The following is a 22,627-nucleotide window of genomic DNA, read 5'->3' on the forward strand; positions in this document are numbered from 1 at the left end:
AAGGAATTTTACAATCGCTACAAGGCGACCGACCGCAGAGAGTACACTAAGTACCTCTAGGGCGGATAACACCGTAGCGGTTTAAAAGTGCTCCGACTATACTAGGACTGCTGATAGCTAAACAGCCCCTGCTCACGATCATTGTGTTGATTGCTTAAGGCGTGTTGAGGTATTTGTGCAGTCGCTATTATAGCCATAATTTACTGAGATTTATAATAAAAGCAACATTTTGCAACGCCTGCGACCTATAAACTTATATTCAAAAACGCATCAAGAGTGGAAGCCGGCGTATGATGCAATCGAACAGGCGATACGCTCATATAGCCTGCAGCCACTGCTTGGTAATCTGTATACACTGGCGATTGGCTCTCATAGTCATGACTATGACCCGCAGTGTCTTCTTGCTGTGGTGGGCTTGACTCGCTATTAAGCTGCTGACTCTTTCGCAGGCTCAACCAATACGCATCTCGGCCGCGCGGATCGATGATATGATGTACGGGCTGTTTTATCTGTCTGTACCCTAGGCTTGTGACTTTGCGACCCTTGATATCTTCGGCGCGCTCGACATTTGGAATATTGACGTTTAACACGTGATTGGGTAACTGCTTGATTACCTCCGTGATAGAGGTTTCAGTTAGCAGCTTGACGATTTCTGTTGCAGCCATGTCATAGCGACTCGCTTGTTGCTCATCATCACTCATAGTGCCACCGACCAATGAGGTGGCAATCGCTGGCACCCCAAAGACTTGAGCGGTTAATGCAGCACCAAAAGTACCTGAATAAAACACATTCTGCCCTAAGTTATCTCCAGCATTAATACCAGTAATCACACAATCAAAGCGGGTCTCACGGTATAGTTGATTCAAGGCCAAATAAACACAGTCAGCTGGTGAGCCATTCACTGATATAAACCCCGATGCTAGCTTATGAGTATACAATGGCTGAGAGATATTCAGTGAGCTGGCACTACCGCTATGCTCGGCATTGGGTGCAACGACCACCACTTCACCAACTTTGGACAACGCCTGATATAATGCCAACAGTCCTGGCGCATACACCCCATCATCATTACTAATCAAAAACTTCATATCAGCTCAATTTATTCATATATAGTCATCTGGTACCAAAAACTGTGGTGCCATAAGTTGGCGATTGATTATACCTGAATAGTGCACAGCCATAAACGCTAGCCAAATCATATTAAAATAAATGCACTGATACAGCGCTGCTGGGATACCTTTTTAAAATACAGTGGCGAAGTCTTTGGAGGACGAAGCGCCCAGCACGCATATCGGACAAACACTAGGGCGTCACCATTTTTGTTGCTACTTTAGTTACAATAGGCAACAATGCACAACGTATCCATTAAAGTGACGTAACTTACTATCAGTTGCTACCGATATGTTGCTATAAAACGCGCTTAGGTGACAAGACATCTACACATAAATCAATATTTTATGTGACTTTTGTTTTTATTCCAATTACCATAAGACCATCAAATAACGCAAAGCGAGTGTGATACCGAATGAAGACTCAATCGATATTATCTATAGTTCCTATGACCACAAAAACAGTAATAAAAACAGCTTCAAAAATTGGCATTGCCGGACTGATAACCTCCATTGCTATGTTGGGTCAATCAGCTAATGCCGCTAATAATGTCTCAACCATTCCGCTAGACATGTCAGGCATGAATATTACCAAACACGAAATTGCTGTGATGCAAGTTCTGTCTGAAATCTGTCCACCGATGCTCAATGGCAATCAAAAACAGCGTTTTTATAAGTCTTATAATGTTCAGCTAAAGGAGTTAATGCCTACCTTGGATGATCCTAAAGCTGCCATTCAGTACTTATCAACGCAGCAAGACTATCGCCAAATCCTACAGAGCATGCGTAGTTGGACACTGAGCTTTTCTAAACAAGACAACAAAGCCCTGTGTGAAGACTTGGCTAACGCCAGCTATTGATAATAAAGGCTAAAGGCTGTCGAGAGATAGCGATAATAACTTTCAAAAACCGCCAGACGTAATCATAGCAGCCACTTAAACAAACAACTTACTTGTATACCCTTTATAAAAAGCTTGCTGATACCTGCCCTAGAACTTAAGAGCAGCTCAGCAAGCTTTTTTATTACAGGCTTTCATATTTTTTAATATTTTTTAAATCATTAAATCTATGCGATAGTCATTATAGCTATTGCTGCAAACTGCTTTTTAGATTATTCTTGCCAGCGTTATCAATGTCTTATTTTATATTATTTATACATTTCACCTGAGATAGTATTTTGCTAAGATAAGGCGTTAATTTTATGTCTATCGCCTTAACCGCAGCCGCGCTTGTCAGCGCACTGTCGGTAGCACGGTAGACGCATTGGGTTTCATGATGTGGTGTAACAGTATATGACAGTAAAGCGTGTAAAAAACCAGCTCGTGCAGTTGGTAGTCGGTGTTAGCGTCTCTTTTGGGGCAGTCATGGCGAATGCTGCCATTCAGCCACCAGAGATGGAAAACACTGCCTATGTATTGATGGATTATAATACCGGTGAAATCTTGGCGCAAAAAAACGCCAACCAGCCCCTGCCACCGGCTTCACTGACTAAAATGATGACCAGTTACATCATTGAGCAGCGCTTAAGCTCAGGCGACTTGACTGAAGATGAGCAAGTGCTGATGAGCGAAAACGCATGGTGCCGTGGTAGCAGCAGCCAGTCTTGTATGTATGTACCCGTCAATAAGACGGCAAGCGTCATTGATATGCTACGCGGTATCATTATCCAATCAGGTAATGATGCCTCAAAGGCAATGGCTGAGCATATCGCCGGTAGTGAAGCCTCATTTGCTATATTGATGAACGAGCAAGCCAAAAAGCTTGGCATGGATAATACCCATTTCGTCAACGCAACGGGGATGCCAGATGAAGGCCATCAAGCATCGGCGCTTGATTTGGCCAAACTGGCGCAAGCGATCATCAAAAACAGTGGTGATTACTATGATCTGTATGCCGAAAAAGAATTCACTTACAATGGTATCACTCAAGGCAACCGTAATGCCCTGCTTGCCACAGACCCGACCGTTGATGGGCTAAAAACTGGCCATACCAATGCCGCAGGCTACTGCTTGGTCGCCTCGAGCAACCGCGATGACATGCGTCTAATCTCCGTCATCATGGGCACAGAGAGTCAACAAGCACGCGCTGATCAGTCACGTAAGCTGCTTAACTGGGGTTTTGGACACTTCACTACCGTGACCAAAGCGCCTACAGGTCAGTTCGTGAGTAAACTGCCAGTCTGGTTTGGTGAGGCTGATGAGATAGAGCTGGTAACAGGTGATAATCTACAAATCCTAACCACTAAAACGCAGAAAAATAAAATCACTACTGTCGTCGATATTCCTGATAGCCTAGAAGCACCTATCAAAAAAGGTCAGCAAGTCGGTAAAATGATGGCCGTCATTGATGGTAAAGCGGTCGCATCCGTCCCTATCGTCGCTACCAGCGATGTCGAGCAGTCAGGTTTTGTCAGCCGTATGTGGCAACATGTGGTACGCTGGGCGCAAAACTTGTTTTAATAAAGCCATCTAAAAGATGCTTGTTGATTCAAAAAAGACGCTTACTACTAAGCGTCTTTTTTGAATTTAGCATGATTTACTGATAGCAATATGTTGAGAACAATCATGAAGTCTTTTATTTTTACGTGTCTGTTTGCATTCATACCTGTGCTTGCGGGTTGCCAATCCTTGCAACTTGCAGAAAGCCCCATCCCAGTCACCTCTGATCCTATCGTAGTACAGAACAAGTAATACAGAATAAGTAATACCAAAAAAGCAGGCATCAATTTGATACCTGCTTTTTTGTTGACTGCTTACTTTTAACGATTACCAAACTTAGTCTATAACTATAGTCAATCCTGAATAAAACTAACACGTTTTTGCCATGTGCTGCTTTTAAAGTGTCTTAACCATACTATGATTCTGAACTTATCGGCTGATGCTTGATAATGGTTTTGGCTAAATGATCACCAAACCAAATAGCAGTATCAATATCACCCTTGCCTGGGGTTTCTTCAGGAGGTGCATCAAGCGATTGAGTCATCAACCCTAAGAAGCTTGATAAACGATTTAAATCTTCTTCACCATGTCCTGTCGGCATAAGCGGCAAACCAATCCAGTTCATACCATGTTGCATGGTATACAAACAAATCTGCTGTAATACGGCAAGCTTATCACCGCTTAGTCCACCAGAATTGGCAAAACCTGCTGCCCACTTCCCTTCCCACTTACGATGATACCAACGCTTGGACGTTTCATCCATAAAGGTCTTAAAGCCAGCCGGCACATTACCCATATAGACTGCACTACCAAATACCAGTAAGTCTGCTTGATCTAAAAACTCCCAATCTACATCATGCACATCGACAGCTTTAGCTTGGGCTGCTGGTAGTTGCTGGCGTGCGCCCGTGACTATGGCTTCGGCGACGCGTTTAGTATGTCCATAGTTACTGTGATAGACAACCGCCATGGATACCGTCGGTTTTTTATTAGTATTGACAGTAGACTGTGAGGATTTTGCAGATGTATTCATACAAGCTCTAATAATGGTAGTAAATGGACAATTTAGTGAGCTTTATCGGGCATGCTCGATACTCAAATTTAGATACTTAAATAATGGACGCATTAGCACGACTGCGTGCGATAACAAGTGCCATACGCCCAGTGGCTGATTGCTTTAGATGCGTCTGACGTCTATAAGAGTAATAATGCGCATCACCGTAGCTACAGTGTTGTGGCACATCAGTAGCTACTTCAACGCCAATATTGGCCAATTGATAGGCTGCAAGCTTTGGTAAATTTAAATTTATTTTACTTGTATTTACTTTAGCAGTATTTGAGAGGTTATAAGCTGTCTCAGGTAAAGTGTCAATATCAGTAGCAGCACCATTATTGGAGGCTGGTTCAGCGTCAGACGGTACACAAAAAAGTTGGTCAAAGCGATCTATGTCTGATGCTGAGAGCAATTGATTCTCTATGCAGCCATTCAGTAGTTGGTCACGGACAGCGGCGCCCACTTCGTAGTTGTCTTGACTGATACACACCCCTATCCACGCCATAATAGGAGCGGATAAATCAAAACGCGCCGCGGTGGTTTGTATGACACCGCAAGCCAATCCTTGCCAGCCAGCATGAATCGCTGCGATTCGTCCTGTCATCGGTTGGTATAAAACAATTGGCACACAGTCGGCAGTCATGATGGCAAGCCCAACTCCAGGCTGCTGACTAATCATTGCATCAGCATCCATCGGTCGCATGCCAAGGACTGTGCTATCTAAACCATGGATTTGATTACCATGAATCTGATTGACCCAGTGCAGACTGTTTATAGACTGGCCACTAGATAGACAGCTTGTAGACGCACTGCTAGACAAGTCGTTTTCAGTGTCTGAATCACTGCTTAGTTGCTGATTAATAGCGGCGAGCAGACGCATACGATTGCTCAGTACCCCAGTGGCATCGTCATTAACATGCAATCCAAGATTCAGCTCACCATAGCTTGTCTGCCCTGGGTGTAGCATGGTTTGAATTTTTTCTTCAGCAGCCTTTGACGCATCAGCATCCTCTGTCAAAGCTGCGGTCTGAAAAACAGTCACGTCATCGATTTGCGCCAACACGCTTATTGGAAGTTTATCCATCATATTTACTTGCTATCAGGGCTTATTATTAGGATTTATTATCATCGCTTATGATTATAGCTTATTATCGTAGTCGCTCTATTCTGCATAATAGCCGTCACTTAATACCGCCATCAGCTTTTCCATATCTTCGGGGATAGGTGTGGTGACTTCGATATCTTCGCCTGTAGTCGGATGTACAAACCCTAACGCATAGGCATGTAGTGCCTGACGCGGGAAGTTGCTAATCGTTTGGCGCTGCTCTTCTGTGAGACCTGCCCGCAGTTGACGGCGGCCACCATAGACACGATCACCTACTAGCGGGTAACCGATATGGCTCAGATGCACCCGAATCTGATGGGTACGCCCCGTCTCAAGCCCCACATCCAAGCGGCAGTAGTTTTCATTTAATGGCGTAATCTCAAGTAAATGCGTCACTGCATCACGTCCAGCCGTCATTACCGTCATTTTGGTACGTTGGTTGCGATGACGGCCGATAGGTGCATCGATCCTTTGATGGCGCTTGAGACTGGCTTGATCACCTGCGACCACGCACTGATAATGGCGATAGACGGATTTATCTTTGAGCTGCGCCATTAAGGCCATTTGCGCAGGTTTGGTTTTACCAATCAGCAACAGTCCCGAAGTATCTTTGTCAATACGATGTACCAGACCTGCACGCGGCAAATGATACTGCTGCGGATAATGATATAGCAGCGCATTGACCAGTGTACCTGTCTGATTGCCAGCACCAGGATGCACGACCATGCCCACAGGCTTGTTGATGACCAATACATCGTCATCTTCGTAGACGACATCGATAGCGATGTTTTCTGGCTGATCTTCGCTGTGCTGCTGTAACGTCGTCGAAAGCTGCAACACATCACCAGTTTTGACACGGTTTTTCGGCTTTTGAGTGCTGCCATTATTTAACAAGCTACCATCGCCAATCCAGGTTTGCAGCTGTGCACGCGAAAAATCTGTGAAAACCATCGAAGCTAGCTTATCAATACGCTGCCCAGCTTCTGTTTCAGTGACGGTATGCGACACATCGATCACTTGCTCTACCGCTTGCCCAGCACTAGGCGCCTCATGATCTTTTTCATAGCCTTCTTCATAATCTTCGGCATCATCGTCGTCATCTAATAAACCGTCATCGAGCAGCTCATCGTCTATAACCTCACCACTCTCATCAAGTGCTAACTCATCTTCAGTCATCATATTTTCATTGATACTTGCATCATTAGCGTCGTCTGCAGGCAACGCTTGCGCGGTTAATTCAGTATCTGACTGCTGTTTTGGTGGTACGTTTGTGCTCATAGCATTATTTTTCATAGAAGGTTCGTAGGTGACATTATTCATAAGTGAAAAGTCTGTTAAATATCGCCATAGTGTATCATGCCACGCGCTGAAGCCCTACAATTCCTATCATATATCTGCGCGAGATTATTGATGATTGCCTGAGGTTTTTACGTGATAGCAACTAAAAAACGGAGGCGCTTGAAACTCTCTGTAATATAACATTGCCGTAATTTACTGTATATTTATCAGCAATGGCGGGATTTATCATCGCCCATTAAAGTTGCTCATGCTAAACTATTGAAAATTTGTTGCGCTGAGTTTTATAGCAACTATTGTACTTTTATACAATAGTGCGCAAAAAATAGACGAAGCAGACGTTATTCTATAAAGTAGGCAAGGTTTTGCTGTATGCTATGGCACAGCCACGCTCAGTTACGGCAGAGATATTTTCTGCTGCTGTGATAAGTCGTCTTTTACCATCAACCTTGTTATATAGTGTGATAGCGTTATTGTTATTGCACGTTTTGTGTCGGAGAAGAAGTATGCGCCCTGTTGGCAACACGTTTATCAAACTATCATCGGTGACCCTGCTTGCCCTAAGTATCAACTTGGTGGGCTGTCAAACTTTCAAAAACCTGACTGGCAAGGATGACGATGCCGTTGAAACTGCCGAAAAGTCCGAACAAGCTTACTATAGTGACGCCATCACTCAGATTGACAAAGGACGCTATACGCAGTCCATTGAAGACTTGACCAATTTGCGCACCTTTTATCCTACTGGGCAATACGCCGAACAAGCGCTACTTGACATCATGTACGCGCAATATGCCAGTGGTAATTTCGAAACGGCTGCCGCAAGTGCCGATCGATTCATCAGTCTATATCCTTCTAACCCACAAGTCAGCTATGCTTATTACGTACGCGGCGTCGCCAATATGGAAGGCTCATCTGATGGCTTAAAGATATTTAAGCTCAATCAAGCTGAGCGTGATACAGCTTACTTACGTATCGCCTTCGCCAACTTCCAAGAGCTTATCAATAAATACCCCAATAGCCCTTATGCGCCAGATGCGGCGCAGCGTATGACCTTTATCTATAACCAGTTTGCCCAAAGCGAGCTGACGGCTGCTAACTGGTACATTGAGCGTCAAGCCCATGTCGCTGCCGTCAACCGTGCTAAGTGGGTCTTTCAGTACTATCCACTTAGTGAGGCAGTCCCTGAAGCCATTGCTATCTTGGCCTATAGCCATCAACAGCTAGGACTGACCGATTTAGCAAAAGAGTATAAAACGCTACTGCAAATCAACTATCCAAATTGGCTCACCAGTGACGGCCGTGTCAGACTGTCTACCAAGGCTGACCGCTCGTGGTTAAACAAGCTCACCTTTGGCCAGCTTGGACGTGCCAGCTTAAAAGATGAGTCTATGAGTGCAGGGGATTACACTGGAGCGACCAAAACTCAGATGGTGAGAGGTGCATCTCAGCTGAAACTACCAGCTGATAACATGGCGGCACCTGCTGCGGGTGCTCCTACCCAGCGCCGTGGTATCAATATCGGTCTAGGTCTACCTGAAAGCTCAACCGAGCAAGTTTCTGGTCAAGGCAGTGCGAGCGCGGCAGCAAAAGAAGCCGCTGTTGATCTACCAAATATCAACCCTACTCGCCGCACCGTGCTACCTAATGAAAGTGGCCTCGATCGTATTCGTTTGACACCATCTGATCCAGATACTGATATGACAGATATGGATGAAACAAACTAAGCGGCTTGGATAAACGAGCAAAAATAATACGAGCACAAACAATAAGGCCAACTATATAATGATAGTTGGCCTTATTTGCCTGTATTTACACCACTCAACTGCTTTTGTGCTATAAATATAAAATCAATAAAATAACTGTCATCTTATTCCGTGGTTAACTGTCTGTACCTATGAGCATCCCTAATCATATTCTCGAACAATTAAATAGCCAAGCTGATCTCATCAGTATCATTGGTCGTCATACCACGCTTAAACGCGCAGGCAGTGAATATAAAGGCTGCTGTCCATTCCATGGTGAAAAGTCACCCTCGTTTTATGTCAATCCACAAAAAAACATCTATCACTGCTTTGGCTGTAGTGTCGGCGGCAATGCCATTAGCTTTTTACGCGATTATGAAAACCTAACTTTTATCGAAGCGGTCAATGAGCTATCAAAGCAAACTGGCATCGAAGTACCAAAGGATGAGCAACGAAACGTTAGCTATCAGCGTACTAAACAAAAACCAGTCAGCCAGCCAGTAGCAAAGCCCGCAGCGGCAAGCACAAAAGTACAGCCCATTACAGCGAGACCTGAGTCCTCAGCAGACATACCACCCGACTATCATAATCAAGGTAATAATGATTATGGTAACCCATATAGCGATATCTATAGCAGTGGTTATGATGACTTACCGCCTCAAGCTCTTTATGATGCTGCTCCTTACGATAATGACGCTTATGCCCAGCCATATTATGATGAAGGTGATAGTAGCTATCCGCCAGCATGGCCGTCAGATACAGACGATGGTATGGTATTGCATGGCGATAATGGCAACGCTGAGCAAGATGGCAATCTATATGAGTTATTAGAACAAATTCAGCAGTTTTATCAGCATAACTTGACGACACATCCGCATGCCAAGCATTACTTTGTCGCGCGCGGCATTACTGAAGAGATCTTTGAGGCGTTTGGTCTTGGCTATGCGCCCTATGGTTGGCAGCATCTTGAGCATCAATTCCCACAAGATATTGAAGGGCTCAAAGCTTTAGGTTTGGTGCGCCAATCAGAGTCTGGACGCGATTATGACCTGCTGCGTGATCGTGTCATCTTCCCGATTCGTGACAATCAGGGCCGCACCATTGGTTTCGGTGGTCGGGCGCTCGATGATGAGGTAAAACCCAAGTACATTAACTCCTCAGATTCACCTATTTTTCATAAGCAGCACGTCCTGTACGGCTATTATGAATCTCGCCAACAGCGCGCAGACCGCTGGTTGGTCGTAGAAGGCTACATGGATGTCATCGCCTTATACCAAGCAGGTATTTATGGGGCGGTCGCATCGATGGGTACAGCGATTAATGAAAGTCAGATCTCGCGCTTATTAACGCTGAACCCTACATTAACGTTGAGCTTCGATGGCGACAGCGCTGGACAAAAAGCCGCTTGGCGTACGCTTGAAGTTGCCCTGCCTGTGCTGAGTGATGATAAAGAACTGCGGTTTTTGACTCTGCCCAACGGCCATGATCCTGACACCTTTATCAAGGCTAACGGTAGCGAGGCCATGCGCGAGCAAATCACCAACGCCATGCCACTATCACAGTATATTTTTGCCTATCTAAGTGAGCGTCATGATTTGTCTTTGGCAGAAGGCAAAGCCAAGCTGATGTCACAAGTACGCAACCTGACCATGTCATTACCCAAAGGCAGTAGTTTTCGCTATCTGCTCAATAACGACATTTACCAAAAGCTTGGTGGCAGACGCAGCCAAAATGTCGAGGCCAAAGACGCACTGCTAGATTTTGATGGTGACATGACCATCAGTCAGCAATTGCAGCTGTGCTTTTTGTTTCAACCGCGCAGCTTACGAGAAGACCCTATCGAGGATATCTGGCAACGGGCTGGTATTGACCGCATAGACTTGCCCGCTCATATCAAACAAAGAGCAGCGACGGATGCTTTTCGGCCACTCGCTTGGGAAGATCTACAGGATGTGGCACTATTAGATGTGGTCAGTACTATCAAACGCTGTCTTGCGTACTTGCCAGCAGATGTCAACGCCGCTGCGCATTTCATTATGTCCAATGTGCAGCCTATCACTCAAGAAAACCTGAGCCGCAGTTGGAGTGGGTTTTATAAAACATTGACAGCTAGAAACATTTTAAGCCTTGATGAGCTGATTGAAAACTTAGTCTTGCAACTGCTGAAGCTACTTATGCAAAAAAAGATGCAAGAGTTGATTAAAAACCCTGACCATATCAAACTGGCTATTGTCAGAAAACAAGCACAGCGCTTAGATGACTGGCTACGCGCACAGCAAGCCGAGCAATCAGCACAAATGGTGACCGTTCAATCTTAATTTGTATTAATAAAGTGGCAGCCCTTTAAAACATCGCCTATTGCCCCCATTGTTTATGGATATGGCATACATATACTAATAATGAAATATTTAGCCATATAAACCATAACAGTATGGCTGCACTGTGCTCGATAGCTGCGGTCTGTGTTAAACTATGCCGCTGTTTTATATTAGTTGCTATTTTCCAGCAGCTTAGGGCGTGTCCTCATTTTGAAAATGATGATAAAAATGAGATAAATTGAAGTCAAACAAGGAAAATAACGCAGATAATATCGGGATACTAGCCAGTTATTTGACGTCGTTTGGCAAAATTTAGCCATTTTTAGTCCATTTAGATGCAATCGTTCAGATTGAGGACACGTCCTAGTACGTCCAGAATTTATTGATAATTATATGATCTGTTTTTAAAAGCATTTAGGGTATTTAATAATTTTTTGCTTAGTAACTATTTTATTTATTTAATAATATTTTTATTTCGTAATTTTATTGTAGTTTTTTGAGCCTTTATTCATATCAACTCATTTTCGTTATCATTGACATCCCCTACGCCTTTTTGTGATCAATCGACTGATTGGATCCACGCACCGAGCAAGCGCTGGCACGTCATATCACGGAAATGTCCGACGCAAGTAAGTGAGTATTTATGAACGATAAGTCCATTTCTAAGTCCACCTCGCAACTGGCCACCTTAATTCAAATGGGTAAAGAGCAAGGGTATCTTACCTATGCTGAGGTGAATGACCAACTGCCCGAATCCATCACAGAAAGTGATCAGATCGAAGACATCGTCCAGATGTTGACAGACGTCGGTATCAAAATCTTTGAATCAGCGCCTGATGCTGATGACATTTTGATGAACGACGAATCAAGTGACGACGACATGGCAGCGGATGAAGCCGCAGCGGTACTTGCCTCTGTAGAGACTGAGCCTGGTCGTACCACCGACCCTGTGCGTATGTATATGCGTGAAATGGGTACCGTTGATTTGTTGACCCGTGAAGGTGAGATTGTCATTGCCAAGCGTATCGAGGAAGGTATCCGCGATGTGCAGCATGCCATGGCTTATTGGCCAGGTACGGTACAGTTTATTTTAGATGAATATCAGCGTGTATTAGACGGTGAAAAAAAGCTTGCCGATGTCATCACAGGCTTTTTAGATCTTGAAGAAGATACGGACAAAGCCGCTGAAAAAGAAGAGAAAGTCCCTGTCATCAAGCCAAAAGCCAATGCAAAGGCTAAAGACGTTGATGATGAAGACGAAGAAGAAGAAGTCGAAGAGGAAGAAGTCGAAGAGGAAGAAGAAGAAACAGGCGGTATTGATCCTGAAGAAGTGCGTATGCGCCTCGAAGAGATCGAGCATTTATTTATCAAAGCAAAAAAAGCTTTGGCTGAATATGGCCGCGGTAGCGAGCAAGCAAATGAAGCTTATGAGCAACTTGCCAGCCGCTTTATGCTGCTCAAGCTCAACAACCGTATGTCTGATCAAGTAATGGCGATTATGCACGATGTCTATGATGATGTGCGTAAACAAGAGCGTCAGATTATGCGTTTGGTGATTCGCCGTGGTCGTATGCCGCGTTCAGAGTTCCGCAAAACCTTCCCAAGCAATGAAACCAACGTTGATTGGCTCACCGAGCGTCTAAAAGGCAAGCCTGCCTTCGCTGAACATTTAGAAAAAGTCATTGATGACGTCATCCTCCTACAGCGTAAAATCCTTGATTACGAGCAAAGACTCGACATGGACATTCGTGATATGAAGGACGTCGCTCGCCGTATGGCTGTTGGTGAAGCCAAAGCCCGCCGCGCCAAAAAAGAGATGGTCGAAGCCAACTTACGCCTAGTTATTTCTATCGCCAAAAAGTATACCAACCGTGGTTTACAGTTCTTGGACTTAATCCAAGAAGGTAACATTGGTCTGATGAAAGCGGTCGATAAGTTTGAATATCGCCGTGGTTATAAATTCTCAACCTATGCCACATGGTGGATTCGTCAGGCGATTACCCGCTCTATCGCTGACCAAGCACGTACCATTCGTATTCCGGTACATATGATTGAGACCATTAACAAAATAAACCGCGTCTCACGTCAGCTCTTACAAGAGATGGGACGCGAGCCTACGCCTGAGGAATTGGGCGAACGCTTAGAGATGGACGAAGTCAAAGTGCGTAAAGTACTGAAGATTGCCAAAGAGCCTATCTCTATGGAGACGCCAATCGGTGATGATGAAGACTCGCATCTAGGCGATTTCATCGAAGATGGTACTATCTCAAGCCCTGTGGACGATGCGACGGCAGCTGGTCTGCGCGAAGCGACTCGTGATGTACTTGGCAACTTAACTGAGCGTGAAGCGCGTGTGCTAAAAATGCGTTTCGGTATCGATATGCCAACCGATCATACGCTTGAAGAGGTCGGCAAGCAGTTCGATGTGACGCGTGAACGTATCCGTCAGATCGAGGCAAAAGCGTTGCGTAAGTTACGTCATCCGTCACGTTCTGAGCACCTGCGCTCTTTCCTTGAGAATGACTGATTTATCTAAACGTATATAAACATTCTTAAAATCAAATCAAAAAAGCTGAGCATGTCTCAGCTTTTTTTGTGCCTGAATTATGCTTGTCAGATAGCCATTGCTGATGGTTCCTTGAACATGACTTGCTAATGATGACTGAGTTCGTCTATCATATGGCTCGACTGCTTGAATAATAGCAGCTCGAACTCATTTTATATATATTTCTAAAAAACCTTGTCGGGGTGCTTTGATTTTAGATTTCGTTTATAGACCGTAATTATTAAGTCTATTGAAATCTAAAATCATGGCTGAGAGTTACCCGCGAACCTGATGCAGTTAGCACTGACGTAGGAAACAAGCGTGACATTTTGCAGCACCTCTCTTAAGCATATATTGCTAAGTAATTCTTGCCGGTTTATTCACATAAGCTGGTAAGTTTTTTGTGTCTGCTCACTTCTCGTCTCCTACCCTTTGCTTACTTGCACTTTATAACAGTAAGTGAAAACCATGAACTACCAAACACTACGTCACAACTGCCCGTCATGGGATGACTACATTCAGCATGATTTTGTCAAACAGCTGGCCGCTGGCACGCTCGCCTCTGACAGCTTTCGCCACTACCTCGTGCAAGACTATTTATATCTGATTCACTATACCCGCGTGATGGCGTTGAGCGTGTATAAAAGTGACACATTGGCACAAATGCGCGTGGGTCAAGCAGGTATCAACGCCATGCTCGATATGGAGATTGGCATGTATTTGGACTTCTGTCGCCAATGGGACATACCACTTGCGCAGGTAGAGGGCGCTGCTGAATCTGCCGCAACCATCGCCTATAGCCGCTATATATTAGACGCTGCAATGTCAGGCTCACTGGCTGAGCTGTACGCCGCTATTGCCCCTTGCTTGATGGGCTATGGAGAAATTGGCAAACGCATCAAAGCCGAGGGCTTTATCGCGGGCAATCCTTACCAGCCATGGATTGATGTGTTTTCTAGTGATGAGTTCCAAGCGATTACCGCGCAAAACGAAGCACAGATTGATGCGCTCTTAGCAGAGGCCAGCCCTGCTCAGGCAGACAAGTTCCAACAGCTATTTGACACCGCTGCGCGTATGGAGGTCAATTTTTGGCAGCAAGCGTTGGATCTGTCATAGCCATATTTTTTATAAATAAATATCTAACTTAACCCACTACTTAAGGAGAAACACCATGGCAGCATTTGATGAACACGCAAGCGCCTACGACAGCTGGTTTTTTGATAATCAAAACTTACTCACCAGCGAGCTAAAACTGGTCGCGCATTTTTTGGACAAAGATAGTGAGATATTGTCTATCGGCTGCGGTAGTGGCCTGTTTGAGTCGCTACTAGCAAAGGATTACGATATCCATATTACCCATGGTATCGAGCCTTCAAAAGACATGGCAGCAGTCGCTGAGAAGCGCGGATTAAAAGTAGATATCAGCCCTGCCGAAACCTGCGAGATTGCGCCTAATACCTTTGACATCATCATGTTTAACGGCAGTGTCAGCTATATCAGTGACCTGGATATCTGTATAAAAAAGGCATTTGACGCTCTAAAAACTGGCGGCAAGCTCATCCTTATCGATGTCCCAAAAGAAAGCGGCTTTGCCAGTCTGTATAACTTGGCGAGCGCCGTCGATACTTGGGAGCATCCGCTACTTGCGCACATCTCCCCTGCTGACCCTTATCCTATTGAACTGGTGAAATCAGCAAACTGGCGCACCACTGATGAAAAAACCGCCCTGATGCAAGCCAATGGCTTTGTTGATTTTGAGTATGCCCAGACCTTACTGACGCACCCGATGTATGCCAATGACAAAGTCCAAGAAGTCGTCGAAGGCTATGATCGCGGTGACTATGTGGCGGTTTGTGGGTATAAAAGATAAGTCGCTTACTTGTAGTTATCATTGCTCATACTTATCATGCTTTATATTAAGCAATCACACGTCGCCATCGTCATCCCAGCACTTGAATAACCACCCAACTGCCACTATATATAGTGAACAGAGCGACAGGCATTAACAAAGCTATCCATCCAAAGCTTTAGATCCATGAAAGAGCTGAGCAAATCTCAGCTCTTTGACTTTTTTGGTAGTAGGGTCTATTGAACATTTAAATGTGGTACTGGCAGTAGCTATTTTTTAGGTAATACGCAGTGAAATTTTTGAGGCCTAGTCATTCTAGGTTAAACAATTTCGCCATGTATTAGCAAAAAATAGCCCTGCCCCGAAGGGCTGATGCTAGAATCACTCCAAACAGTGTTGCAACCCTAGCTAAGGTCTCGACATTATCGTCGGCTTGCGCCTAGTTTGGAGCGATTATAGCGATCAGCAGTCCTAATATTTGAATGTTCAATAGACCCTAATGTTAAAGCCCATATTTCAATAAAAAATAAGGATGCCATCATGAGTGATGACCCAAGAGACACCAGCAACCAAAACCACAGCAATCAAGATCAAGCGCCCAAAAGAGATGTCAAAGTCACAGAGCTAGTTGCCAACGACGGTATCTTGAAGGGTAAAAAAACTAATGTGCAGAATCCAGAGCTGTGGGAGTTCCCAATGGACTACCCGATGAGCATCATCGGTCACGAAGGTGAGCATGAGAGTCTGCTCAATGAATTGAAGCTGATTCTTGGTAGTCAGTTTCCAAAGTTTGATTTGGCCTCTATGCAAGTCAAGCCTTCCAAAACAGGCCGCTTTCATTCAGTCCGTGTCAACCTACACTTAACTGCTGTTGAGCAAGTGAACGAGCTGTATGCCGCACTTGAGAGTGCCAAGACGGTACGTATGGTGGTTTAATATAACGAGTCCAATTTATCTTTAAGCGCAAAATATTGGAAGTACAATCGCTGACAATATCCTCAATCGTCATCCATATGGGTGGCGATTTTTTGCGGTCTCAGGTACAATCAGCCGCGCTGTAGTCAGCATTATATTGACGGTTAAGGCTCAGTCATTTATCAGATGACAAAACGAGAATTGCAACCCATTTTTTACAAAATATTTTATTATTTTTGCCATTCTCGCCTAACCCTTATACCATCGTCCTTTGCTCAAATCCAAACCCCATTAATACCTACAACAACATATATCCACTATAAAATCAATATAGCTTTTTCAAAAATTTCCCGCTATATTGTGTCTACTTAACAAAAAACACGCTATATATAGTGCTCAGTGATATTAACCATCACTACGAGTAGATGTCATCTTTTGCCTAAAAAAACCTAGGCTTGCAAGACCATACTGTATAACGTGACAAAAATACTTGCTTGATTTGTCTACGCAAGATAATAACTAGCTATCAACAATAGAGGACAGCATGACACATATCGATAAAATCAAAGTGACCAAACGTGACGGACGATTAGAGCCTATTGATTTAGATAAGATTCATAAGGTAATCGAGTGGGCAGCGGATGGTTTGGATAATGTCTCCGTGTCACAAGTTGAGCTAAAGTCACACATTCAGTTTTACGAAGGCATCAAGACCCGTGACATTCACGAGACCATCATCAAGTCAGCCGCTGACCTCATCTCTGAAGACACGCCTGACTATCAGTATCTGGCTGCGCGTCTGGCCATTTTCCATCTGCGTAAAATTGCCTACAATCGTTTTACCCCGCCGCATCTGTTTGATCATGTGACCAAGCTGACCGAATCAGGCAAATACGATGAGCATATCTTGGCTGACTACAGCCGTGCAGAGTTTGATGAGTTAGAAGCTTATCTCGACCATTGGCGCGATATGAACCTCGCCTACGCTGCTGTTGAGCAGATGGCGGGTAAATACCTCGTACAGGACCGTGTCAGCAAGACCGTTTATGAGAGCCCGCAGTTCTTATACATGCTGGTGGGTATGTGTCTGTTTGCCAACTATGATAAAGCTGAACGCATGAGCTATGTCAAACGCTTCTATGACGCCACCTCACAGTTCAAGATTTCCTTGCCAACACCTATCATGTCAGGCGTGCGTACGCCATCGCGTCAGTTTAGCTCCTGCGTCTTGATTGAGTGCGGTGATAGCCTAGACTCTATCAACGCCACCACCAGCGCCATCGTGCGTTATGTGTCACAGCGTGCTGGTATCGGCATCAACGCTGGCCGTATCCGCGCCCTTGGTAGCCCTATCCGTGGCGGTGAAGCGCAGCATACGGGTTGTATCCCCTTTTATAAGCTGTTCCAAACGGCAGTGAAATGCTGCTCACAAGGCGGCGTGCGTGGTGGTGCGGCGACGCTGTTTTACCCACTGTGGCATTTAGAAGTTGAGTCGTTATTGGTACTCAAAAACAACCGCGGCGTCGAAGACAACCGTGTGCGTCACATGGACTACGGCGTACAGTTAAACAAAACCATGTATACGCGTCTGATCAAAGGGCAAGACATCAGCCTGTTCTCACCTTCTGACGTACCTGGCTTGTATGATGCGTTCTTTGAAGATCAAGACACCTTTGAAGAGCTATACACCAAGTACGAAAATGATCCAAGCATTCGTAGCCGTCAAGTACCTGCAGCAGAGCTGTTTAGCCTAATGATGCAAGAGCGTGCCAGCACCGGTCGTATCTATATCCAAAACGTCGACCATTGCAACACCCATAGCCCGTTTGACCCTACAGTTGCACCGATTCGCCAATCAAACCTCTGTATGGAGATTGCGCTACCGACTAAACCACTCGACAACATCAATGACGAAACAGGCGAGATTGCTCTTTGTACGCTATCAGCGGTCAACTTGGGTAAGATCGACAACGTCAGCGATATCGAAGAGCCAGCCGAGCTCATCGTGCGTGCGCTCGACGCCCTACTCGACTATCAGGACTATCCCGTCAAAGCCGCTGAAAATGGCAGTATGCGTCGCCGTACCCTAGGTGTTGGCGTCATCAACTACGCGTATTACCTCGCCAAGAATGGTGTGCGCTATTCAGACGACAGTGCCCTAGGTCTGACGCATCAAACCTTTGAAGCGCTGCAACTCTATCTCTTAAAAGCCTCAAACAAACTGGCAAAAGAGCAAGGCGCTTGCCCTGCGTTTAATGAGACGACCTACTCACAAGGTATCTTGCCAATCGATACCTATAAGAAAGACTTGGATGCCATCTGCCAAGAGCCGCTGCATTTAGATTGGGAAACGCTACGTGGCGAGATTACCGAGCACGGTCTGCGTAACTCTACCCTAACCGCCTTGATGCCGTCTGAAACTTCTAGTCAGATTGCCAACGCGACTAATGGTATCGAGCCACCACGTGGTCTGGTATCTATCAAAGCGTCAAAAGACGGTATCCTTAAGCAAGTGGTGCCTGAAATTGACAAGCTGCGTGGTCAATACGAGCTGCTATGGCAAATGCCAAACAATGACGGTTACCTAAAGCTGGTCGCCATCATGCAGAAGTTCGTCGATCAAAGTATCTCGGCCAATACCAACTATGACCCAACGCGCTTTGAAGGTCAGCGTGTACCGATGAAGGTATTGCTAAAAGACTTGTTAACTGCTTATAAGCTTGGCGTGAAGACTTTGTATTATCACAACACGCGTGATGGTGCGAACGATGCCCAAGCGGATATGGAAGATGATTGTGCTGGCGGGGCTTGTAAGATTTAGGGTTGCAAGAGAAATCCTTTAAATAGAATTTCTAGCGGATGGTGGGCTTGGCTTTTTGGTTAGGCTCGCTGATTTTAAACCCTTAAATCAAATATCTTTTTAGTGAGTTTTCTAGTTTTTAAAAATTTCAAATCGGTACTATTCGAGGAATTAGTAAAATGAATCGTTGGAATAAATTATATGATGAAACTAGAGATGAGTTAGAAAAGATTAGTACAGAAATAGAAAAACTAAAATCTCATTCATATCGTTTATACGAAAACTTAAAAGACGAGAAAAAAGTTTCTGTTCGTTTAATTAAAAATCATACTGATGAATTAAATAGACTAGAGAACGTCTACTATAAGCTAAGTTCTGGATTAAGAAATATGGACTATAATCTAGTTCCTCTAGATCACTGGAAAGAAGCTAAAAATTTAATGGCAAGTATTTCCAATCTCTTAGAACATAGTGACAACTACGATCTTTTAGAGAACAGAAGCCATGTTGGTACTTTAGAAATTTTCAAACAACTGAACTTATATACAGATGAGCTAATTAAAATATTAGCTCCATACTGTGACTTTAAAACTAACCGTTTGGCATCTATTGAAAATGATTTAGCTTTACAACAGCACAAGTTTAGTAAGTTACTAGAAGAATTCAAGGCAAGAAGTTCTAATTTTATTCAAACTCAAGAAAGTTTACTAAATCAGGCTTCAAATAAGCTTAATTCAATTTCTAAAATTGATAATGAATTTCAAAGACTTAATGAACAATATTTTGTAGGGATCGACGATCAGCCACTAAAAGACAAGTGGAATTTCTTAAATGAACAGATAACTAGAAAATCAAACGAAATCGATATTTTTTATCGTACTTTAATAACCGATGAAAAATCTATAAGGCAAGAGATAGTGTCTGCTGGAGATATAATACAAAAGTTGCGAAATGACTCCTCTGTTGCTTATGAGAAATTAAAAGACAAAATAAATGAAATTAAGGTATTTCATCAGGACATATACGGTAGCGTTGATGGAGAGTCTATTGGCTTAAAGTCGGATATCGAGTCTAGTAGGAAGGAGTTAATAGAGTTTGAACCTTTACAGAAACAAAAATATGATGCTCTTAACGATCAAATAGAAAGTTTATTACCAGGTGCAACTTCAGCTGGATTATCGAGTGCTTACCATACTCTTAGCAATTCATATGATAAACCTATTAAGTATAATACATGGATCTTCTTTGGTTCAATAATAATACTATCAGTCTTATCTTTCATATTTTTATCATCTAGTACTATAGAATTTAACAGTTTTAAAGATATTGGTACTTTCTTAGTATATCGACTACCCATTATTATTCCAATAGTTTGGATAGCAGTTTTTGCCTCTAGACGAAGGAGCGAAGCAGAGAGACTTAAACAAGAGTACGCACATAAAGAGGCTTTAGCTAAATCATATCAAAGTTTTAAAATTCAAATAGAAGAGCTTGGAGATGAAGCAAAAGAACCCTTAATGGAAAAATTACTAAAATCAGCAATAGACACTATATCAAATAACGCTTCACTTACTCTTGATAAAAAACATGGTGGCAGTCTGCCACTAACTAGTTTAATTGAAAGAACAGTAGACAAAGCTATTGAGAAATTTCCAACCAAATTGAAAAGTGAATAGACTTATACTAGATTAGTAAGTGTAGGTTGGGTGGAACTTGCAACACCCAACACTTTTAATTGAATAATTCGTTGGGTCTACTTCCTCGACACCAACCTACCTTTAGATCGTAGCGGTTGTTGTAGGCTGGGTTAGCATAAGCTTAACCCAACGATTTTAAATATATAATCTAAGTGCTTATCCTGATGTTTAGGTTTCGGCTAAATAGTTAACAAGTTCTTAAGAAGATAAGTTATGGATACTTTAGTAAACCAACTACTTGAATACGGTATTGTAGGGTTACTGATTATTGGATTAATAGTCCTAACACCGCTATTACCGAAGTATCTTGACGCGATCAACTATGTAAAAAGAACGAAAGAAAGAGCTATTATTGATGCTATAAATGACGATAGCTTAAGCGAGTCTAGTCAGAAGCTATTAAATCAAAAAAGGGAGACAGACCTCTATTTTAGAAATCTTAATATCCGAGCTGATTATTATTTGATACAGAGTATAAATAAATTAATTGAACATTCTCAGGGTGCAATTACTGTACGTACAGTAAAACTAGCTATTAGCCATTTATCTAATAATAAAGATGGGCTTATAGTAAAAATAGATAAACATGACATTTTGATTAAGCGCATATTTGGAATATTTTTTTGGTTATTCGTTTTTCTCACTATTGTTATGGTATTTTTTATAGTTTTTATTATAAGGAATATATTGCTAAACCCTACAACGGATTACATCGTCCTACTTATTATGTATTTCATATACTTTTTAGCAGCATCAATAGGAATGGTAGCTTTTCTAAAAGGTCGTATGGAGGTAGTATCCGCAGAAAAAGTTATTGATTATTTAAGCAATCATACAGATATTGAAGCCACTGTTGAAGATGCTAGATAAAGTAGCTAGTGTTGTAGGCTGGGTTTTTAACCTTGCAAGAGTAAGATGCTGGGTTAAAAACCCAGCCTACGCAAAAACATATCCAACTTTATAGCTTATGTTAGCTCGTGATGTAGGGTGCGCCCCGCGCACCGAAGATATTGAAGCATGATGGTGCGCGAGGCGCACCCTATAGCTCAACCATAATCTTTTATGTTGTTAAGAGGCGTAAGCGAGAACTAAACTAGGCTCCTTAGCCCCGACTATAGCGGTATCCTGCTGACGACGATGGCGATGCAGTCGGTGGCTGAACGTAGTATCGAGACAACAGGAATGCGGTCAGACACGATAGACTGCACGCCAGCGGCAAAGCAGATACAAGCGGTAGGCGGGATTGGCTACTTAATATTGATACGATTCACTAAAAATACTTTAGCTTTATCGCTATAATTAAGACACATAAAGAATAAAAACGACGGAGGTCATAGACGTGCAATATACCGCAATCATCAAAGACGGTGGTTTATTTATCCCCAACGTATTTTCCGACCTAAATGATGGCGGCTCGCACATCGTACAAGTAGAAATGAACATCGAAGACGTTCGTCAGCAATTAAACGCAAGCGCAGCACCTAACACAGCAGAGCCCAAAAAAGCAGTCGCAAAAAAACAACTAAAGAAGCAGCCCAAAGCACAAGCGTCAAAAGAACCACAAGACCAGAATGTGGGTACACTGCGTAAGAGCACTGTCGATGAACTGGCTGCATTGGATGATACGGAGCTCAGCGAAATATTCAAAGCCTATCTCAATGATGGATTCAATGATAAAGAAACACCGACACAGATATCTTTGGAGAATCTGTAACACACAGTCTATAAGATAGCGCCTATACGCAGTTTTGCTTAGATA

The 22,627-nt window shown here is 43.5% G+C and carries 17 protein-coding genes; 13 read left to right on the forward strand and 4 right to left on the reverse strand.

Annotated features, from left to right (window positions below):
* Positions 1-245 precede the first annotated feature (245 nt).
* A complete protein-coding gene (gene surE, locus JMX03_RS09120) occupies positions 246-1,088 on the reverse strand; it encodes a 5'/3'-nucleotidase SurE (protein ID WP_201596295.1) in 843 nt (280 codons plus the stop codon).
* Positions 1,089-1,558: 470 nt separating this feature from the next.
* On the opposite strand from surE, the gene JMX03_RS09125 reads away from it, so the two are divergent.
* From JMX03_RS09125 to JMX03_RS15170, 3 genes are all read left to right on the forward strand, one after another.
* Positions 1,559-1,969, forward strand: coding sequence for an MCR_0457 family protein (locus JMX03_RS09125; RefSeq protein ID WP_227677664.1), 411 nt, complete (start codon positions 1,559-1,561; stop codon positions 1,967-1,969).
* A gap of 432 nt (positions 1,970-2,401) precedes the next feature.
* Complete coding sequence (locus JMX03_RS09130; RefSeq protein WP_201596297.1) at positions 2,402-3,568, forward strand: D-alanyl-D-alanine carboxypeptidase family protein; 1,167 nt, start codon at positions 2,402-2,404, stop codon at positions 3,566-3,568.
* A 105-nt stretch (positions 3,569-3,673) separates the two neighbouring features.
* Positions 3,674-3,799, forward strand: a complete 126-nt coding sequence (locus JMX03_RS15170) for a hypothetical protein (RefSeq protein WP_265090472.1) — start codon at positions 3,674-3,676, stop codon at positions 3,797-3,799.
* A 163-nt stretch (positions 3,800-3,962) separates the two neighbouring features.
* Here the strand turns inward: JMX03_RS15170 and JMX03_RS09135 are convergent, their stop codons facing one another.
* From JMX03_RS09135 to JMX03_RS09145, 3 genes are all read right to left on the reverse strand, one after another.
* Positions 3,963-4,580, reverse strand: coding sequence for a flavodoxin family protein (locus JMX03_RS09135; protein ID WP_201596299.1), 618 nt, complete (start codon positions 4,578-4,580; stop codon positions 3,963-3,965).
* A gap of 76 nt (positions 4,581-4,656) precedes the next feature.
* Positions 4,657-5,688: a polyphenol oxidase family protein gene (locus tag JMX03_RS09140; RefSeq protein WP_201596301.1), complete on the reverse strand. Its 1,032-nt coding sequence runs from the start codon at positions 5,686-5,688 to the stop codon at positions 4,657-4,659.
* Positions 5,689-5,763: 75 nt separating this feature from the next.
* Positions 5,764-6,999 carry an RluA family pseudouridine synthase gene (locus JMX03_RS09145; protein ID WP_227695569.1) on the reverse strand — a complete coding sequence of 412 codons (1,236 nt, stop codon included), beginning with the start codon at positions 6,997-6,999 and terminating at the stop codon, positions 5,764-5,766.
* Between the two features lie 509 nt (positions 7,000-7,508).
* On the opposite strand from JMX03_RS09145, the gene JMX03_RS09150 reads away from it, so the two are divergent.
* From JMX03_RS09150 to JMX03_RS09195, 10 genes are all read left to right on the forward strand, one after another.
* Entirely contained in the window at positions 7,509-8,726 is a 1,218-nt protein-coding gene (locus tag JMX03_RS09150; protein WP_201596303.1) for an outer membrane protein assembly factor BamD, read from the forward strand.
* A 170-nt stretch (positions 8,727-8,896) separates the two neighbouring features.
* Entirely contained in the window at positions 8,897-11,062 is a 2,166-nt protein-coding gene (locus JMX03_RS09155; protein WP_201596305.1) for a DNA primase, read from the forward strand.
* A 643-nt stretch (positions 11,063-11,705) separates the two neighbouring features.
* Positions 11,706-13,589 (forward strand): RNA polymerase sigma factor RpoD, encoded by a 1,884-nt coding sequence (gene rpoD / locus JMX03_RS09160; RefSeq protein ID WP_201596307.1) that lies wholly within the window; start codon positions 11,706-11,708, stop codon positions 13,587-13,589.
* Between the two features lie 486 nt (positions 13,590-14,075).
* Positions 14,076-14,723: a thiaminase II gene (gene tenA, locus JMX03_RS09165; RefSeq protein ID WP_201596309.1), complete on the forward strand. Its 648-nt coding sequence runs from the start codon at positions 14,076-14,078 to the stop codon at positions 14,721-14,723.
* A 55-nt stretch (positions 14,724-14,778) separates the two neighbouring features.
* Positions 14,779-15,477 carry a class I SAM-dependent DNA methyltransferase gene (locus JMX03_RS09170; RefSeq protein ID WP_201596311.1) on the forward strand — a complete coding sequence of 233 codons (699 nt, stop codon included), beginning with the start codon at positions 14,779-14,781 and terminating at the stop codon, positions 15,475-15,477.
* A 519-nt stretch (positions 15,478-15,996) separates the two neighbouring features.
* A complete protein-coding gene (locus tag JMX03_RS09175; RefSeq protein ID WP_201596313.1) occupies positions 15,997-16,392 on the forward strand; it encodes a YbeD family protein in 396 nt (131 codons plus the stop codon).
* 523 nt (positions 16,393-16,915) lie between these two features.
* Positions 16,916-19,192: a class 1a ribonucleoside-diphosphate reductase subunit alpha gene (nrdA, locus tag JMX03_RS09180; RefSeq protein WP_201596315.1), complete on the forward strand. Its 2,277-nt coding sequence runs from the start codon at positions 16,916-16,918 to the stop codon at positions 19,190-19,192.
* A gap of 158 nt (positions 19,193-19,350) precedes the next feature.
* Entirely contained in the window at positions 19,351-20,847 is a 1,497-nt protein-coding gene (locus tag JMX03_RS09185; protein WP_201596317.1) for a hypothetical protein, read from the forward strand.
* Between the two features lie 234 nt (positions 20,848-21,081).
* On the forward strand, positions 21,082-21,738 hold the full coding sequence (locus JMX03_RS09190) for a hypothetical protein (protein WP_201596319.1): 657 nt from the start codon (positions 21,082-21,084) through the stop codon (positions 21,736-21,738).
* A 469-nt stretch (positions 21,739-22,207) separates the two neighbouring features.
* On the forward strand, positions 22,208-22,582 hold the full coding sequence (locus JMX03_RS09195; protein ID WP_201596320.1) for a hypothetical protein: 375 nt from the start codon (positions 22,208-22,210) through the stop codon (positions 22,580-22,582).
* Positions 22,583-22,627: the final 45 nt, after the last annotated feature.

This window comes from Psychrobacter fulvigenes (assembly GCF_904846155.1).
GTDB classification, from domain to species: Bacteria; Pseudomonadota; Gammaproteobacteria; order Pseudomonadales; family Moraxellaceae; genus Psychrobacter; species Psychrobacter fulvigenes.

Coding starts and splice junctions, on each gene's coding strand:
- JMX03_RS09155 (WP_201596305.1), top strand. CDS start 8,897: ATGAGCATCCCTAATCATATTCTCGAACAATTAAATAGCCAAGCTGAT.
- JMX03_RS09175 (WP_201596313.1), top strand. CDS start 15,997: ATGAGTGATGACCCAAGAGACACCAGCAACCAAAACCACAGCAATCAA.
- JMX03_RS09185 (WP_201596317.1), top strand. CDS start 19,351: ATGAATCGTTGGAATAAATTATATGATGAAACTAGAGATGAGTTAGAA.
- surE (WP_201596295.1), bottom strand. CDS start 1,088: ATGAAGTTTTTGATTAGTAATGATGATGGGGTGTATGCGCCAGGACTG.
- JMX03_RS09135 (WP_201596299.1), bottom strand. CDS start 4,580: ATGAATACATCTGCAAAATCCTCACAGTCTACTGTCAATACTAATAAA.
- JMX03_RS09125 (WP_227677664.1), top strand. CDS start 1,559: ATGACCACAAAAACAGTAATAAAAACAGCTTCAAAAATTGGCATTGCC.
- JMX03_RS09130 (WP_201596297.1), top strand. CDS start 2,402: ATGACAGTAAAGCGTGTAAAAAACCAGCTCGTGCAGTTGGTAGTCGGT.
- nrdA (WP_201596315.1), top strand. CDS start 16,916: ATGACACATATCGATAAAATCAAAGTGACCAAACGTGACGGACGATTA.
- JMX03_RS09190 (WP_201596319.1), top strand. CDS start 21,082: ATGGATACTTTAGTAAACCAACTACTTGAATACGGTATTGTAGGGTTA.
- JMX03_RS09150 (WP_201596303.1), top strand. CDS start 7,509: ATGCGCCCTGTTGGCAACACGTTTATCAAACTATCATCGGTGACCCTG.
- JMX03_RS09140 (WP_201596301.1), bottom strand. CDS start 5,688: ATGATGGATAAACTTCCAATAAGCGTGTTGGCGCAAATCGATGACGTG.
- tenA (WP_201596309.1), top strand. CDS start 14,076: ATGAACTACCAAACACTACGTCACAACTGCCCGTCATGGGATGACTAC.
- JMX03_RS09170 (WP_201596311.1), top strand. CDS start 14,779: ATGGCAGCATTTGATGAACACGCAAGCGCCTACGACAGCTGGTTTTTT.
- JMX03_RS09145 (WP_227695569.1), bottom strand. CDS start 6,999: ATGAAAAATAATGCTATGAGCACAAACGTACCACCAAAACAGCAGTCA.
- JMX03_RS15170 (WP_265090472.1), top strand. CDS start 3,674: ATGAAGTCTTTTATTTTTACGTGTCTGTTTGCATTCATACCTGTGCTT.
- rpoD (WP_201596307.1), top strand. CDS start 11,706: ATGAACGATAAGTCCATTTCTAAGTCCACCTCGCAACTGGCCACCTTA.